Origin of the sequence: Mesorhizobium sp. WSM3860 (assembly GCF_002294995.1) — a bacterium.
In the GTDB taxonomy this organism is placed as follows: domain Bacteria; phylum Pseudomonadota; class Alphaproteobacteria; order Rhizobiales; family Rhizobiaceae; genus Mesorhizobium.
Window position 1 is genome coordinate 187,364 of record NZ_NSGF01000010.1, and the last position, 14,556, is coordinate 201,919.

A 14,556-nucleotide genomic window follows, 5' to 3' on the forward strand; every position below is an offset into this window, starting at 1 on the left:
TTTTCATCGACCTCCCCTCTCGATTCTGACTGGAGGTCAGAAAATGAACATCAAGAGCCTTCTTCTCGGCTCAGCTGCGGCCCTGATCGCAGTTTCCGGTGCTCGCGCCGCCGACGCGGTGACCGTCGCCGAGCCGGAACCGGCTGAATACGTCAAGATCTGCGACGTGTACGGCGCCGGCTACTTCTATATCCCCGGCACCGAGACCTGCCTGCGCATCGGCGGCTATATCCGCTATGACGCCGCTGGCGGCGACCTCGGCTCGTTCGACGGCGCCCGCACGAGCGATGTCGTAACCGGCAAGGACCAGGGCACCTGGCTGAAGAACACCCGCTTCACGCTCAAGACCTGGACCGGCCAGGAAACCGAACTCGGCACGTTGAAGACCTACACCGAAATGCGCATGAATTTCGGCAACCATAACGCAGATCTGGGCGGGTATGACCCCGCTTCAGGCAGCTTCCTGCACAACGACGCCGGCAATAAGTCCTTCGACCTGCACTTCGCCTGGATCCAGCTCGGTGGCCTGCGCGTCGGTCTCGACGAATCGGCCTTCGACACCTTCGTCGGCTATGCGGGCAACGTCATCAATGACACGCTGGTCCCCTACGGTGGTTTCCAGACCAACGAAATCCAGTACTACTTCGATGCCGGCAACGGCTTCTCGGCGGTGGTCTCGCTCGAAGAAGGTTCGGGTGGTTCCATGACCAATTATAATGGTTATGGTCAGGGCACGATCGACAGCTATGTCCCGCATGTCGTCGGCGGCGTGAAGTACACGCAGGGCTGGGGCGACATCGTTGGTGTCGTTGCCTACGACAGCAACTACGAAAACGTATCCGGCAAGGTTCGCCTGGATGTGAACGTGACCAATGAACTGTCGCTGTTCGGCATGTTCGGTTACGGCAGCGACGGCAAGCTTGGCGATGCTGGACTCGCTCGCTCCTTCTACAAGCCATGGGGCGGCCACTGGGGCTTCTGGGCCGGCGGCACTTACAAGTTCAGCGACAAGGCCTCCTTCAACCTCCAAGTGTCGGGCGATCAGTTCAAGAACTACGGCATTGCAGCTAACGTTGCCTACACCGTCGTTCCCGGCCTCACGGTCACGCCCGAGATTGACTTCCTGCACGATGGCAGGTTCGGCGATCTGGACAATTCCAACTGGACCGGTGCCACCAAGAAGAACAGCGTCGGCGGTATCATCCGTTTCCAGCGCGACTTCTAAACCAGACATTTCTGGGGAGACAGGAAACCCGGCGGGCAACCGCTGGGTTTTTTCTGCTTTGACTGCATCTCGAGGTCCCCAATCGCTGCGCAGTTTGGGTGTTGCAGCAATGTCCGAGGCGCCGTTTGGTGTTCGACACAATCGGCGTAGCGGCGGCATGGAACGGCATGTCGAAGCTGCCAATCTCGCGACTTGTGGGGAGATGTTCAGTCCGGCCTCCGCAGTTGCTGCCGAAGGTCCGGCAGGACAAAGGGGGCGCGAACGGTCATAACCGAACCGGCTTTGCGTCGCCGCATTTCCTCGACCAAGCGACCAAGCCGTCAGAATCTCCGGATCGAGCAACTGGCTCGCCGGAGCGGCTGCGCCCAGCCATCGAATTCAAACCTGCGCCAGGTCACCCAAGGCTTCAGTCAGGGGGGTGATCTCGGCTTCGAAATTCTTCCAGCGCCTCAGGGAGGATTTGTAGATCGGCTGACGAACCTGCCAGCGGCTGGGGGTGGTGACCGCCCCTTCCCTGTCGAAGAAGCGCAAGCAGGCATCATCCCACGGCAGCCCGAGATAATCGATAAGCCGGCGCGACTGCGCCTCTTGGTCCTCCACAAGTGTCTCATATCGATTCTCGAAGATGCGGCCTGGGAAGACCTCGTTCCAGTGACGCATCAAGCGGTCGTATTCGCGATAGTAGAGGCCTAGTGTCTGCAGGTCCGTATTGTAGCCGTGCGCCGAGCTGAACGGCAGGACATAGCAGGATACGCAATTGTCGATGGCATCGCGGCGACAATGAACGATGCGGGCCTTGGGGAAGAGAAGACTGAGAAGGCCGATCAATTCGAAATTGTGCGGCATCTTATCGATGATGCGCTGCGCCGTCGGAGCGCGCTCCCGCAGATAGGAAAGGTGTTCATCGGCCAACGTCTTGGACAAGCCTTCGGTGATTGTCGTGATCGGTTTGCTGAAATCGGAGGCCGAGGCTTGTAGACCGATTGCATTCGCCACCCGCCTTAGTTTGCTCAACTCTCCCGCCCCGTGAACCTCGGGATGACTGGCGCATATCTGTTCGGTAAGCGTGGTGCCCGAGCGCGGCATGCCCACCACGAATACAGGCGCTTCGGAAGGGTTGCCACAGCCCGACCTTTCGGCAAACAGCTCCGGCGTGAAAGTTTCAATCGTCAGGTCTATGAAACGACGATACTGATCGATGTCGAATTTGTAACCTTCCGCTTGCTTCGCCTTCTTGAAGTGGCCGAAGGCTGCCGCATAGCGCTTGAGGTCGTTCTCCACTTTACCGGCGGCGTAGTTGAGACTCGCTTTGGCCTCCGGCTTGAGCCCCGGACTGTTCAGCTCGCGAAGGATCGACTGGAGTTCGGCGGGCTCCTCAGTGAACTTCCGGGTTTGCACAAGATCGTAGTACGCAGCCGCCACATCGATGTGGCGTTCGATCGCTTCTTCGAGATAGGAAGCGGCCTCATCCATGCGCCCAAGGCCAGCGAGCGCGGCCGCTATTCCGATCCGCGCCTTGGGATGGTCGCGGTTGATCTTCAGCGCCTTTTCGTACAGCGGCAAGGCCAGATCAGGTTTGTCGAACTGTGTGTAGACGCGCCCCAGGGCACAAAGCGCCTCTATGAGATCCGGCTGCACTTCCAAGGCATACTGAATATGATTGATCGCTGCCGAATATTCACTCAGCTTGCCATAGGCCTCGCCGAGGCTGAGATGGTAGTAAGGGTTCTTGGGCTCCTCAGCGATCGCACGTCCGAAATAGCGTAGCGCCGCCTCGTCGTCGTAACCGAGACAAACGGTGCCCATGATGTAGAGAGCCAGCGGATGGTTTGGCGTTCGAGCCAGCACCTGCAGGCATAGGTCTTGAGCTTCGGCAAGTCGCCTGGCCTGCTGATGTTCGTAGGCCCGCTTCAGCAGCAGGTCATCGGCCTGTGATCGAGAGAGCACATTCGCCCTGGGGAGTGCTGCATGGGGCATTTTGTGCTTCAGCGCCGGGCCGGACTTAATGTGTTTGGACCAGGACGGAGGCAGGCGATTATTCATCGGTCTTGCTTAGCAAAAAAGGCCCTTGCAATCCAGAAAGAGACATCGCGCCACGGGCGGGGACTCCCCTTTTCAAAGGCGCCGCCGGTCAATTTGACGTGAGCGGCAGACTTGCGCACACACCCGAGGCCATGACACGAAGAACCCCCGTTTTCCAGCGAACTTTGCCATCCGCGCCAACGGCGCTGCCGCATCAACTGGACAAATATCAGCGGCGCAACTCGGTGGATCAGCCGAGCGGTCAACCCGCCCCGGGAAGCGCGCTAAACTTCAGCCAGATCGCCCAACGCTTCGATCAAGGGCCGAATCTCGCTCTCGTAATTTTTCCATCGCTTGACGGACGACTTGTAGATCGGCTGCCGAACCTGCCAACGGCTGAAAGTATTTACCGAGCCGTCCCTGTCAAAAAAGCGCAAGCAAGCATCGTCCCAAGGCAGCCCGAGATAATCTATGAGACGGCGCGACTGCTCCTCCTGGTCTTCGATCAGAGTCTCATACTGGTTTTCGAAGATGCGCCCCGGAAGGACTTTGCTCCAGTGCCTTATCAAGCGATCATATTCCCTGTAGTAAAGCCCTAGTGTCTCGAGATCTGCGCTATAGTTGTGCGCTTCACTGAACTGCAGCACGAAACAGGAAATACAATTGTCTATGGCGTCGCGGCGACAATGAATGATGCGCGCGTTGGGAAACAGAATGCCGATCAAGCCGATCAACTCGAAATTGTGAGGCATCTTGTCGACGATTCGGAGCGCGTGCGGGGCACGCTCGCGGAGATAGACAAGATGTTCCGATGCCAGCGTCTTGGTCAGTTCGGGAGTAATCGTCGCGACCGATTTGGCGATGTTTGCGTCGGAGCCGTCTTTGAGGCCTAGCCCATTGGCAATTCGTCTGAGCTTGCTGAGTTCGCCGGCGCCATGAACCTCAGGATGGCTGGCGCAGATCTGCTCCGTCAGCGTCGTGCCCGAGCGAGGCATGCCGACGATGAATACAGGTACTTCCGAGGGGTTGCCGTGAGCGGCCAATGAAGCCACCAGTTCGGGCGTGAAGGTCTCGATCGTGGCATCGACCCAGCGACGGTAGTTTTCCAGATCGAATTTTTGGTCCCTGGCTTGATTCCCTTGCTTGAAGTGATCCATCGCTTCCTTGTAGCGACGGAGGTCGTTGAGTACCTTTCCGGCGGCGTGATGGAGGGCTGCCGCTCCTTCCGACTCATGGCCCATGTCCCGAAGTTCCTTCAGGATTGCCGCTAGCTCCGGTGGCTCTTCCGTAAATTTGCGCGTATGCACAAGCGCGTTGTAGGCAGTCGGTACCGATATGCGCCGTTCTATCGATTCTTTCAGATGAACTGCGGCTTCATCCATACGACCGAGGCCTGTGAGTGCACTAGGCAGCCCGATCAGGGCCAGAGGATGATCACGGTCGATCTCCAGCGCCTTCTCAAAGAGCGGCAGCGCCAACTCCCCCTTATCAAAGGAATTGTAAGCATCGCCCAGGGCGCAAAGCGCTTCCACCAGATCCGGCTTCAAGGCCAAGGCCTGCTGAATGTGCCTGATTGCCGGCGTAAATTCGCTGAGTTTCAGGTAGGTCTCACCGAGGCTAAGGTGGTAATAAGGATTTCGCGGCTCCTCTCCAACCGCCCGGGCGAAGTAGCGCAGGGCCTTCTCGTTGTCGTATCCGATACCGAGGGTTCCCAGGATATAAAAGGCCAGCGGATGGTTTGGGGTATGCGCGAGGACACGAAGGCAAAGTTCCTCTGCCTCAGGCAACCGCTCGGCTTTCTGCAGCTCAAGCGCCTGCCTCAACAGCATGTCGTCGGCTCGCGCGCGAGACGGACCGGGCGTCGGCTGTGCTTTGGGTGCTGCGGTTTTCGGCGGTGCCGCCTTAGCCGAGGGTTGAGTTTTCAGGTGCTTTGCCCAGGCGGGCGGCAATCGGTTGCTCATCCTGCCTCGCTAGCAAAAGCGCTCGGGAGAATCTAGTCCGGCTATGGTGCGTCTTCGGTTGCTCCTCGCGCAGCTTGCACCCACCCTTCGCTCACGCTAGCAAGAAGCTCCCTTTTCAACCGAGCCATTTGCCATGCGTCAGCGCCCTCCTCTTACGCCGATCGTCGGCGCGCTCCCCACCACGGTGCCGTTTGTCGGGCCGGAGGCGCAGGAGCGCGGGCGCGGGCGGCCTTTCCGCGCCCGCATCGGCGCCAACGAAAGCAGTTTTGGGCCCTCGCCACGCGTGATTGCCCGCATGGAGAGCGTCGCGCGCGACCAGTGGATGTATTGCGACCCCGACAATTTCGAGCTGAAGGTCGCAGCGGCCGCGCATCACAATGTCGGCGTCGAGAACGTGGTGGTCGGCGAAGGCATTGACGGGCTGCTCGGCCTTGTGGCGCGCATGTATGTCGCGCCGGGCGACGCGGTGGTGACCTCGCTTGGCGCCTATCCCACCTTCAACTTCCACATCGCCGGCGTCGGCGGCCGGCTGGTGACGGTTCCTTACGCCAACGACAAGGAGGACCTCGACGGACTGCTTGCCGCCGTCACCAGGGAAAAGGCGCCGCTCGTCTATCTCTCCAATCCGGACAATCCGATGGGAAGCTGGTGGGAGGCGCCGGACGTCGTCCGCTTCATCGAGGCGCTGCCGGAAACCACCATGCTGGTGCTGGACGAGGCCTATGGCGAGCTGGGACCGGCCTCGGCGCTGCCGCCGATCGACGTCGCGCGGCCGAACGTCGTGCGCATGCGCACCTTCTCCAAGGCCTATGGGCTTGCCGGCATTCGCTGCGGCTATGCGGTGGCCGAACGGGAAGTGATCCGCGACTTCGAAAAGATCCGCAACCATTACGGCGTCAGCCGCATGGCGCAGATCGCCGGGCTCGAGGCGCTTGCCGACCAGGACTATTTGAATTCGGTGGTGGCGCGCGTGGCCGCCGGGCGCCGGCGCATTGCGGCCATCGCCGAGGAGAACGGGCTGAAGCCGCTGCCCTCGGCGACCAATTTCGTCACCATAGACTGCGGCCGCGACGGCGCCTTCGCGCTGAAGGTGATGCAGGCGCTGCTCTCGCGCGACGTCTTCATCCGCAAACCGATGGCGCCACGGCTCGACCGCTGCATCCGGGTCAGCGTCGGCCTCGACCATGAGCTCGACCTCTTCGCCGAAGAGTTGCCCGGCGCGCTGGCGGCGGCGGGAGGGAATTAGGGCGAGCCTTCGTCGGGCGAAGCGCAGCCTTACAATGCCAGAGACAGCGGAGAGGTGGACGGGACAGCGCCCTGTCCTGCCCATCCTCTGCAGCAGCTGCGCCGCAGGCTGCGGGGGGTGGACCGGACATTTTCCACTTGAGGGGACATTGGCCGTCGCGAGGCTTTCGCCAACATTTAACGTTGCATTTGCCTGCTCCTGCGCCAGATTCGCCTGGAGAATGGAAAGGCGATGACCGAGCGAAAAAGAGCCGTGCGAGCACACATTTTCGGCATGGTGCAAGGCGTCAGCTATCGCGTGTGGACGCGCAGCGAAGCCATTCGCCTTGGCGTGACGGGCTGGGTGCGCAACGAGGGCGACGGCTCGGTCACGGCGCTGATCGCCGGCAGCGACACGGCGGTCGACGCGATGATCGAACGCCTCTGGCAAGGGCCGCGGGGCGCGCTGGTCTCGAAGGTCGAGGTCACGGGGGCCGACGACGACGTACCTGACGATTTCAGGATCATCGCGTAGACCAGGGATCTCCCCCCTCGAGGGGCCCTCGAGGGGGGAGATGGCCGGCAGGCCAGAGGGGTCGCTGCGCGTAGCTCTTCGGCATTGACGCTTGCCGCGAAGGACGATGGCGCTCTACGCGCGGCGACCCCCTCTGTCGCCTTTGGCGACATCTCCCCCTCAAGGGGAGATAGACTTGAATTAATTGAACGTTCGTTTTATTATCTCTTTTGGAGGCGAACGCATGGCACGCACCACGGGTTCAGACGGCGAAAAAACCGAGGCGGCCGTCCGCGAGGCGGCGGTGGGGCTGATCGCGCGGCTCGGCTACGAGGCGATGTCGATGCGCCAGTTGGCGGCGGAAGTCGGCGTCCAGGCCGCCGCCCTTTACCGTTACTTTCCGACCAAGGAAGACCTGCTGTTCACGCTGATGCGCGAGCATATGGAAGGCCTGCTGGAAGCCTGGGATGACGCGCGCCCGGCAGCGGCCGATCCGGCGGCGCGGCTCGCCGCCTATGTCGAGAACCACATTGCCTTCCATATCGAGCGGCGCCACGCCACCCATGTCTCCAACATGGAATTGCGCAGCCTCTCGCATGAACGGCTGACGCAGATCCTGAAGATGCGCACGGCCTATGAGAAGGAGTTGCGCGCGATCCTGCGCGACGGCGCCGAGGCCGGCATCTTCGAGACCGACGATGTCGGCCTCACCGCCATGGCGCTGATCCAGATGATGACCGGCGTCATCGTTTGGTTCCGTCCGGGCGAGCGGCTGTCGATCTCTGAAGTCACCACGACATATCTTTCGATGACAATGCGGCTCGTCGGCGCGAAGATCGGCGCCTGCAGCGCCGCGCGTCCCGTCGGGCGCGCAACGGAGGCCGTGGCACTTTGATTTCGCGCATCATCCTTATCGAAGTCGATTTCGGGGTCATGCGCCGGGAGGAACGCCATGTACACGAACACGCTGAACTTCGGGCTTGATCCCGATATCGAGGCGTTGCGCGATACGGTAAGGCGCTTCGCACAAGACAGGATCGCGCCGATCGCGGCCGATATCGACCGCGCCAACGAATTCCCGGCACATCTGTGGGGCGAACTCGGCGCGCTCGGCCTGCTCGGCATCACCGCCGATCCCGAGTTCGGCGGCAGCGGTATGGGCTATCTCGCCCATGTCGTGGCGATGGAGGAGATTTCGCGCGCTTCCGCCTCGGTCGGCCTCTCCTACGGCGCGCATTCCAATCTCTGCGTCAACCAGATCAACCGCTGGGCAACGCCGGCGCAGAAGGAGAAATACCTCCCTGCGCTTTGCTCGGGCGAAAAGGTCGGCGCGCTGGCGATGTCGGAGACCGGCGCCGGATCGGACGTCGTGTCGCTGCGCCTGCGCGCAGAAAAGCGCAACGACCGCTATGTGCTCAACGGCTCGAAAATGTGGATTACCAACGGTCCTGACGCCGAGACCTTGGTGGTCTATGCCAAGACCGATCCGGAGCGCAATTCGCGCGGAATCACCGCCTTCATCATCGAAAAGGCCTTTGCCGGGTTTTCGGTGGCCCAGAAACTCGACAAGCTCGGCATGCGCGGCTCGAACACCGGCGAACTGGTCTTCGAGAATGTCGAGGTGCCGTTCGAGAACGTGCTGCATGAGGAAGGGCGCGGCGTCGAGGTGCTGATGTCGGGCCTCGACTATGAGCGCGCCGTGCTCTCCGGCGGCCCGATCGGGCTGATGGCGGCCTGCCTCGACGTGGCGGTGCCTTACGTGCATGAGCGCAAGCAGTTCGGTCAGCCGATCGGCAGCTTCCAATTGGTGCAGGGCAAGCTCGCCGACATGTATTCGACGATGAACGCGGCGCGCGCCTATGTCTATGCGGTGGCCGGCGCCTGCGACCGCGGCGAGACCACCCGCAAGGACGCAGCCGGCTGCGTGCTGTTCGCGGCCGAGAAGGCGACGCAGATGGCCCTCGACGCCATCCAGTTGCTCGGCGGCAACGGCTATATCAACGACTATCCGACCGGGCGGCTTTTGCGCGACGCCAAGCTCTACGAGATCGGCGCCGGCACCAGCGAGATCCGCCGCTGGCTGATCGGCCGCGAGATCATGGCGGAGGGAGTCTAGTGCGCTCGGGTTGTAACCTTCGTCGAGCCTTCGTCGACCCGCTTGCGGGCCGCCTCGGCAAGCGTGTCCGATACCCATTGATTGATGGATTTGCCGTCGCTGGAGGCCGCTCGGCTGACAAGACGATGGACTTCCGGCGTGGTGCGCAGAGCGAGTTTGCCAGAAAAAGGCTTTTCTGGCTCCTTGTTCTGTTCAGCGCAAAATTCGAGGTAGTCGTCAACGCATTCATGAAAAGCCTTCAGCAATTCTTCCGCCGAGTCGGCTTCATATGTGAAGATGTCGCGAATACCCACGATACGACCGTGAAACACCACATCGTTTTCATCGAACTCGATCGTTCCCAGATATCCCTTGTAGGGCTTCATAGCTCAACACCTGAATCTATTAGGAAGGTCCTGATCTCTCGGATCACGTATGTTTTCGTATCCGGCGATGGATGCGGTCGATGCACTCGAAGCGTTATCCCGTTCAATGTGAATCGGACCCGCGATCCGCGCCCTTCCGACACTCGCGCGCCGAGCGCAACCAGCAAAGCCTCAACATCTCGCCATTTGATCGCAGCGCTGACCGGATTCGCAAATATCTTGTCCAGCGTCTGCCGATGCGCTGTCTTCATGACTTTTCGCCCTCCCCAAATCGAATACCTTGGTAGTCGGCTCCTCTCGGGGTAGGGCGAGAGCCCAAAGTGATAGTAAAATATGATATCATCCGAGGTTCGTCAATGCCCGCCCTCACCTCCCAGATCTCCCCTTCCTCCGACAGCTTCCGTGCCAATGCCGAGCGCATGCGGGCGCTGGTCGACGATATCGCCGAGAAGGCGGCGGGCATCGAGCGCGGCGGCTCGGACGAGGCGCGCGAGCGCCACCAAAGCCGCGGCAAGCTGCTGCCGCGCGAAAGATTGGCGCAACTGCTCGACACCAGCTCGCCCTTTCTCGAGGTCGGCCAGTTCGCGGCATGGTCGATGTATGGCGAGGATATTCCGTCGGCCGGCATCATCACCGGCATCGGCCGCGTCGAAGGCCGGGAGGTGATGGTCGTCGTCAACGACGCGACGGTGAAAGGCGGCACCTATTATCCGCTGACTGTGAAGAAGCATCTGCGCGCCCAGGAGATCGCGCTGCAGAACAACCTGCCTTGCGTCTACCTGGTCGACAGCGGCGGCGCCAACCTGCCCAACCAGGACGAGGTCTTCCCCGACCGAGAGCATTTCGGCCGCATCTTCTACAACCAGGCCAACATGTCGGCAGCCGGCATCCCGCAGATCGCTTGCGTCATGGGCTCCTGCACGGCTGGCGGGGCCTATGTGCCGGCGATGTCGGACGAAACGATCATGGTGCGCAACCAGGCGACCATCTTTCTTGGCGGTCCGCCGCTGGTGAAGGCTGCCACCGGCGAGGATGTCAGCGCCGAGGAGCTCGGCGGCGCCGAGGTCCACACCAGGCTTTCCGGCGTTGCCGACCACTACGCCATGGATGACGAGCACGCCCTGGCCATTTGCCGGCGCATCGTCAGGAACCTGAATCGAAACAAGGCCGTAAGCCTGAACTTACAGAAACCTGTATCGCCGCTTCACGATCCGCATGAACTCTACGGCATCGTGCCGACGGATTTGCGCCAGCCCTATGACGTTCGCGAGGTGATCGCGCGTCTCGTCGACGGCTCGGAGTTCGACGAGTTCAAGCAGAACTACGGCACCACCTTGGTCACCGGTTTTGCGCATCTGCACGGCATGCCGGTCGGCATTCTCGGTAACAATGGCGTGCTGTTCTCGGAAAGCGCGCTGAAGGGCGCGCACTTCATCGAGCTCTGCTGCCAGCGCGGCGTTCCGCTGATCTTCCTGCAGAACATCACCGGCTTCATGGTCGGGCGAAAGTATGAGGCCGGCGGCATCGCCAAGGACGGCGCCAAGCTGGTCACGGCGGTCGCCACGGCACGCGTGCCGAAACTTACCGTGATCATCGGCGGTTCGTTCGGCGCCGGCAATTACGGCATGTGCGGCCGCGCCTATTCGCCCCGCTTCCTATGGATGTGGCCGAATGCACGCATTTCGGTGATGGGCGGCGAGCAGGCGGCGACGGTGCTTGCCATGGTCAAGCGCGAGGGCATCGAGCGCAAGGGCGGCGAATGGAGCGCCGAGGAGGAAGCGAAATTCAGGAAGCCGATCCTGATGAAATACGAGCATGAGGGTCATCCGCTCTATTCTTCGGCAAGGCTTTGGGACGACGGCATCATCGATCCGGCCAAAACACGCGAGGTGCTGGCGCTCAGCCTCTCGGCCGCGCTCAATGCCGGGATCGAGGAGACGAAGTTCGGCGTGTTCAGGATGTGACGATGGGTACTCTCGACGAAAGAATCCGCATCCATACCGGCGACATCAGCAAGCTTGCGGTGGACGCCATCGTGAACGCCGCCAATTCCTCGCTGCTCGGCGGCGGTGGTGTCGACGGCGCTATCCACCGCGCCGCCGGGCCGGAACTGGTCGCCGAATGCCGGACGCTGAACGGCTGCAGGACCGGCGATGCCAAGCTGACCAAGGGCTACCGGCTTCCGGCGCGCTATGTCATCCACACTGTCGGCCCGGTCTGGCAGGGCGGCGGCAAGGACGAGGCGGAGCTGCTTGCCTCCTGCTATCGCCGCTCGCTCGAAATTGCCCGCGACCATGACTGCCGGACGATCGCCTTTCCGGCGATTTCGACCGGGATCTATCGTTTTCCGAAGGACGAAGCGACCGGCATTGCTGTCGGCACGGTAAGCGACTTCCTGCAACAAAGCGCGCGGCCGCAGACCGTTACTTTCTGCTGCTTCGACGAGCAGACGGTGGAACTATACCGGCGCGCCGTTGCTGCCATTGGGGAAAGCTGAACTTATGGACAGGCAGAATCATCGGAACCCTCAAGTGCGATTTTTTTCCAGTGAGCTAGCGGTCTCTGGGAATATTCGCTATTGCTCATCCTGCATTAAGCAATTTGGGTGGGGCGAACATGATTGTAAAATATTGCTGCAAGTCGACCGCTTCGATACTTGCAGGACTTCTAATATTAACAGCGTCAGGTGCCGTCGCAGCCGGGTCGCTGGCGGGCAGCGTGGGCGACAAGCGTTTCCCACCGCCTTTGTCGATGAATCCCAAAGACCAGTGCACAAGCGCCTACAGAGCGTATGTCGCGGCGAGCGGCCATTCGGCTTATGCAACGACCTTCTATACGCGAGTAGTGGATCTCTATGTCGTCTGCGGCAAGGCGCTCAACGCACCATCCCAGAAGGCCGCGGAGGATATCGCGATGCGCAACTGCCAGGGCGGCCTGAAGAAGTGGCGGCTCAATACCGCGAGCGGCGGCTGCGCGATCGCGGCGTCGAAATAGGCCGGCGCCTGCCAGACTGGCGCCGCCCGACGCAAGACCGGGAGGCTCCATGTTCGGCAAGATCCTGATCGCCAATCGCGGCGAGATCGCCTGCCGCGTCATCCGCACCGCGCGCAAGCTCGGCGCGCGCACCGTCGCCGTCTATTCGGATGCCGATGCCCGCGCCTTGCATGTCGAGATGGCCGACGAGGCGGTGCATATCGGCCCCTCGCCGGTCGGTGACAGCTATCTGCGCGGCGACAGGATCATTGCCGCGGCGCTTGCCACCGGCGCCGAGGCGATCCATCCCGGCTACGGCTTCCTGTCCGAAAACCCCGACTTCGTCGACCAGGTGACGGCGGCAGGCCTCATCTTCATCGGCCCGTCCGCCGCCTCGATCCGCGCCATGGGGCTGAAGGACGCCGCCAAGCGGCTGATGGAAAAGGCCGGCGTGCCGGTGGTGCCAGGCTACCACGGCGAGGCGCAGGAGATCGTGCTGTTGGCGTCGAAGGCGCGCGAGATCGGCTATCCGGTGCTGATCAAGGCGCGCGCCGGCGGCGGCGGCAAGGGCATGCGGCGCGTCGAGCATCCCGACGACTTCTCCGAGGCGCTGTCCGGCGCGCGGCGCGAGGCCAAGGCCGCCTTCGGCGACGACCGCGTTCTGGTCGAAAAATACGTCGACAAGCCGCGCCACATCGAAGTCCAGGTGTTCGGCGACAATTTCGGCAATGCCGTGCATCTTTTCGAGCGCGACTGCTCGGCGCAGCGCCGCCACCAGAAGGTGATCGAGGAGGCGCCCGCCCCCGGCATGACGCCGGCGCTGCGCAAGGCGATGACGGAAGCGGCGGTGAAGGCCGCCAAGGCGATCAGCTATTCGGGCGCCGGCACGATCGAATTCATCGTCGATGCTTCCGAGGGCCTGAAGGCCGATCGCTTCTGGTTCATGGAAATGAACACGCGGCTCCAGGTTGAGCATCCCGTCACCGAGATGGTCACCGGCGTCGATCTGGTCGAATGGCAGCTGCGTGTCGCCGCCGGCGAAAAACTGCCGAAGACACAGAACGAGATCGCGCTAGCCGGACATGCCTTCGAGGCGCGCATCTACGCCGAGGACGCGGCCAAGGGATTTTTGCCGGCGACGGGCACGCTGTATCATCTCAGATTCCCCGACGCACCGCCCGAGGGTGCCGCCATGCGCATCGAGACCGGCGTGCGGTCCGGCGATGCGATCTCGCCCTTCTACGATCCGATGATCGCCAAGCTGGTGGTGCATGCAAAGGACAGAACCACCGCGCTTGGCGCGCTGCGCGAGGCGCTGGCCCGGACCGAAGTTGCCGGTTCGACGGTCAACACTGCCTTCCTTGCAGCACTCGCCGCCGACGCCGATTTCGCGGCGGGCGATATCGACACCGGCCTGATCGGCCGGCATCAGGATGCTCTCGTCGCTGTTCCCGCGCCAAGCGATGAAGCGATCGCCGCTGCGGCGCTGGCGGCGGCCGACGCAGGCGCGCTGGGTCCGGCCGCCGATCCGTGGTCCTCGTTCGCGGGCTATGCGCATTTCCATACGCTCGCGCGCCGCACCCGGCTGCGTTACGGCGAGGAGAACATCCTGGCGCGGGTATCGGCGCGGCCCGACGGCCGCTTCCAGGTGGCGCTGGAGGCGCCGCATGACGCGATCAACGCGCACGACCTCAGGAACATGCCGCGCAGCGCGCGCTGGCCGGGCCACGTCACGGTGTTCGAAGGCGCGATCGGATATACGTTCACGGTGCCGGATCCGCTGGCCAAGGCGGATGAGGCCGCAGCCGCGTCGGACAGCCTGCGCGCGCCGATGCCGGGATTGGTCAAGCTGGTGCGCGCGGCAGCCGGCGATGCCGTGATCAAGGGCCAGCCGCTCCTGATCCTCGAGGCGATGAAGATGGAACACACCATCGCCGCGCCCCATGAAGGGGTGATTGCCGAGATCGCGGCCGAAGGCGCGCAGGTGAGCGACGGCACGGTGCTGGTGCGGTTCGAGGACACGCGGGGCTGAGACGCCTGATCGCCTTGCATCGTCAACGGGACAAACTGGCTAGAGCTGGATGATTTTAGGTTGAACAGTATCCGGCGTTTTCGAAGTAGTTGGTGCATTCGGTTGCGGTGAGGCCATCGAGGAT

13 protein-coding genes are annotated in these 14,556 nt (G+C 62.1%); 9 read left to right on the forward strand and 4 right to left on the reverse strand.

Translation table 11 applies throughout. The features are described 5' to 3' along the window. Positions 1 to 43: 43 nt before the first annotated feature. Positions 44 to 1,225, forward strand: coding sequence for a porin (locus CK220_RS18080; protein WP_095812812.1), 1,182 nt, complete (start codon positions 44 to 46; stop codon positions 1,223 to 1,225). A 378-nt stretch (positions 1,226 to 1,603) separates the two neighbouring features. Here the strand turns inward: CK220_RS18080 and CK220_RS18085 are convergent, their stop codons facing one another. Together CK220_RS18085 and CK220_RS18090 are read right to left on the reverse strand one after the other, a co-directional pair. After that, positions 1,604 to 3,268: a sulfotransferase gene (locus CK220_RS18085; protein WP_095812813.1), complete on the reverse strand. Its 1,665-nt coding sequence runs from the start codon at positions 3,266 to 3,268 to the stop codon at positions 1,604 to 1,606. 263 nt (positions 3,269 to 3,531) lie between these two features. Then, a complete protein-coding gene (locus CK220_RS18090) occupies positions 3,532 to 5,208 on the reverse strand; it encodes a sulfotransferase (protein ID WP_095812814.1) in 1,677 nt (558 codons plus the stop codon). 133 nt (positions 5,209 to 5,341) lie between these two features. Between CK220_RS18090 and CK220_RS18095 the strand changes: the two genes are divergently transcribed. The 4 genes from CK220_RS18095 to CK220_RS18110 all read left to right on the forward strand — a co-directional run bounded on the left by CK220_RS18095 (position 5,342) and on the right by CK220_RS18110 (position 9,062). After that, positions 5,342 to 6,454 (forward strand): pyridoxal phosphate-dependent aminotransferase, encoded by a 1,113-nt coding sequence (locus CK220_RS18095; RefSeq protein ID WP_095812815.1) that lies wholly within the window; start codon positions 5,342 to 5,344, stop codon positions 6,452 to 6,454. A gap of 231 nt (positions 6,455 to 6,685) precedes the next feature. Continuing rightward, entirely contained in the window at positions 6,686 to 6,967 is a 282-nt protein-coding gene (locus tag CK220_RS18100; RefSeq protein ID WP_095812816.1) for an acylphosphatase, read from the forward strand. A gap of 223 nt (positions 6,968 to 7,190) precedes the next feature. Next, positions 7,191 to 7,841, forward strand: a complete 651-nt coding sequence (locus CK220_RS18105; RefSeq protein ID WP_095812817.1) for a TetR/AcrR family transcriptional regulator — start codon at positions 7,191 to 7,193, stop codon at positions 7,839 to 7,841. Between the two features lie 57 nt (positions 7,842 to 7,898). After that, a complete protein-coding gene (locus CK220_RS18110; protein ID WP_095812818.1) occupies positions 7,899 to 9,062 on the forward strand; it encodes an isovaleryl-CoA dehydrogenase in 1,164 nt (387 codons plus the stop codon). Here the strand turns inward: CK220_RS18110 and CK220_RS18115 are convergent. After that, positions 9,059 to 9,427, reverse strand: a complete 369-nt coding sequence (locus tag CK220_RS18115; protein ID WP_095812819.1) for a type II toxin-antitoxin system HicB family antitoxin — start codon at positions 9,425 to 9,427, stop codon at positions 9,059 to 9,061. The two genes, CK220_RS18110 and CK220_RS18115, sit on opposite strands and share 4 nt — an antisense overlap. Then, positions 9,424 to 9,678: a type II toxin-antitoxin system HicA family toxin gene (locus CK220_RS18120; RefSeq protein ID WP_095812820.1), complete on the reverse strand. Its 255-nt coding sequence runs from the start codon at positions 9,676 to 9,678 to the stop codon at positions 9,424 to 9,426. Before CK220_RS18120 ends, CK220_RS18115 begins: the two co-directional genes overlap by 4 nt. 105 nt (positions 9,679 to 9,783) lie before the next feature. Here CK220_RS18120 and CK220_RS18125 point away from each other — a divergent pair, with 105 nt between their 5' ends. The 4 genes from CK220_RS18125 (at position 9,784) to CK220_RS18140 (ending at position 14,432) form a co-directional block, all read left to right on the forward strand. Then, positions 9,784 to 11,391, forward strand: a complete 1,608-nt coding sequence (locus CK220_RS18125; RefSeq protein WP_095812821.1) for a carboxyl transferase domain-containing protein — start codon at positions 9,784 to 9,786, stop codon at positions 11,389 to 11,391. A gap of 2 nt (positions 11,392 to 11,393) precedes the next feature. After that, complete coding sequence (locus tag CK220_RS18130) at positions 11,394 to 11,924, forward strand: O-acetyl-ADP-ribose deacetylase (RefSeq protein ID WP_095812822.1); 531 nt, start codon at positions 11,394 to 11,396, stop codon at positions 11,922 to 11,924. A gap of 221 nt (positions 11,925 to 12,145) precedes the next feature. Then, positions 12,146 to 12,421, forward strand: coding sequence for a hypothetical protein (locus CK220_RS18135; protein ID WP_348629666.1), 276 nt, complete (start codon positions 12,146 to 12,148; stop codon positions 12,419 to 12,421). 49 nt (positions 12,422 to 12,470) lie between these two features. Then, positions 12,471 to 14,432, forward strand: a complete 1,962-nt coding sequence (locus tag CK220_RS18140; protein ID WP_095812824.1) for an acetyl/propionyl/methylcrotonyl-CoA carboxylase subunit alpha — start codon at positions 12,471 to 12,473, stop codon at positions 14,430 to 14,432. Positions 14,433 to 14,556 lie beyond the last annotated feature (124 nt).

What these genes read in the sequence shown, in the direction of transcription:
- CK220_RS18080 (WP_095812812.1), top strand. Translation starts at nt 44, where the DNA reads ATGAACATCAAGAGCCTTCTTCTCGGCTCAGCTGCGGCCCTGATCGCA.
- CK220_RS18085 (WP_095812813.1), bottom strand. Translation starts at nt 3,268, where the DNA reads ATGAATAATCGCCTGCCTCCGTCCTGGTCCAAACACATTAAGTCCGGC.
- CK220_RS18090 (WP_095812814.1), bottom strand. Translation starts at nt 5,208, where the DNA reads ATGAGCAACCGATTGCCGCCCGCCTGGGCAAAGCACCTGAAAACTCAA.
- CK220_RS18095 (WP_095812815.1), top strand. Translation starts at nt 5,342, where the DNA reads ATGCGTCAGCGCCCTCCTCTTACGCCGATCGTCGGCGCGCTCCCCACC.
- CK220_RS18100 (WP_095812816.1), top strand. Translation starts at nt 6,686, where the DNA reads ATGACCGAGCGAAAAAGAGCCGTGCGAGCACACATTTTCGGCATGGTG.
- CK220_RS18105 (WP_095812817.1), top strand. Translation starts at nt 7,191, where the DNA reads ATGGCACGCACCACGGGTTCAGACGGCGAAAAAACCGAGGCGGCCGTC.
- CK220_RS18110 (WP_095812818.1), top strand. Translation starts at nt 7,899, where the DNA reads ATGTACACGAACACGCTGAACTTCGGGCTTGATCCCGATATCGAGGCG.
- CK220_RS18115 (WP_095812819.1), bottom strand. Translation starts at nt 9,427, where the DNA reads ATGAAGCCCTACAAGGGATATCTGGGAACGATCGAGTTCGATGAAAAC.
- CK220_RS18120 (WP_095812820.1), bottom strand. Translation starts at nt 9,678, where the DNA reads ATGAAGACAGCGCATCGGCAGACGCTGGACAAGATATTTGCGAATCCG.
- CK220_RS18125 (WP_095812821.1), top strand. Translation starts at nt 9,784, where the DNA reads ATGCCCGCCCTCACCTCCCAGATCTCCCCTTCCTCCGACAGCTTCCGT.
- CK220_RS18130 (WP_095812822.1), top strand. Translation starts at nt 11,394, where the DNA reads ATGGGTACTCTCGACGAAAGAATCCGCATCCATACCGGCGACATCAGC.
- CK220_RS18140 (WP_095812824.1), top strand. Translation starts at nt 12,471, where the DNA reads ATGTTCGGCAAGATCCTGATCGCCAATCGCGGCGAGATCGCCTGCCGC.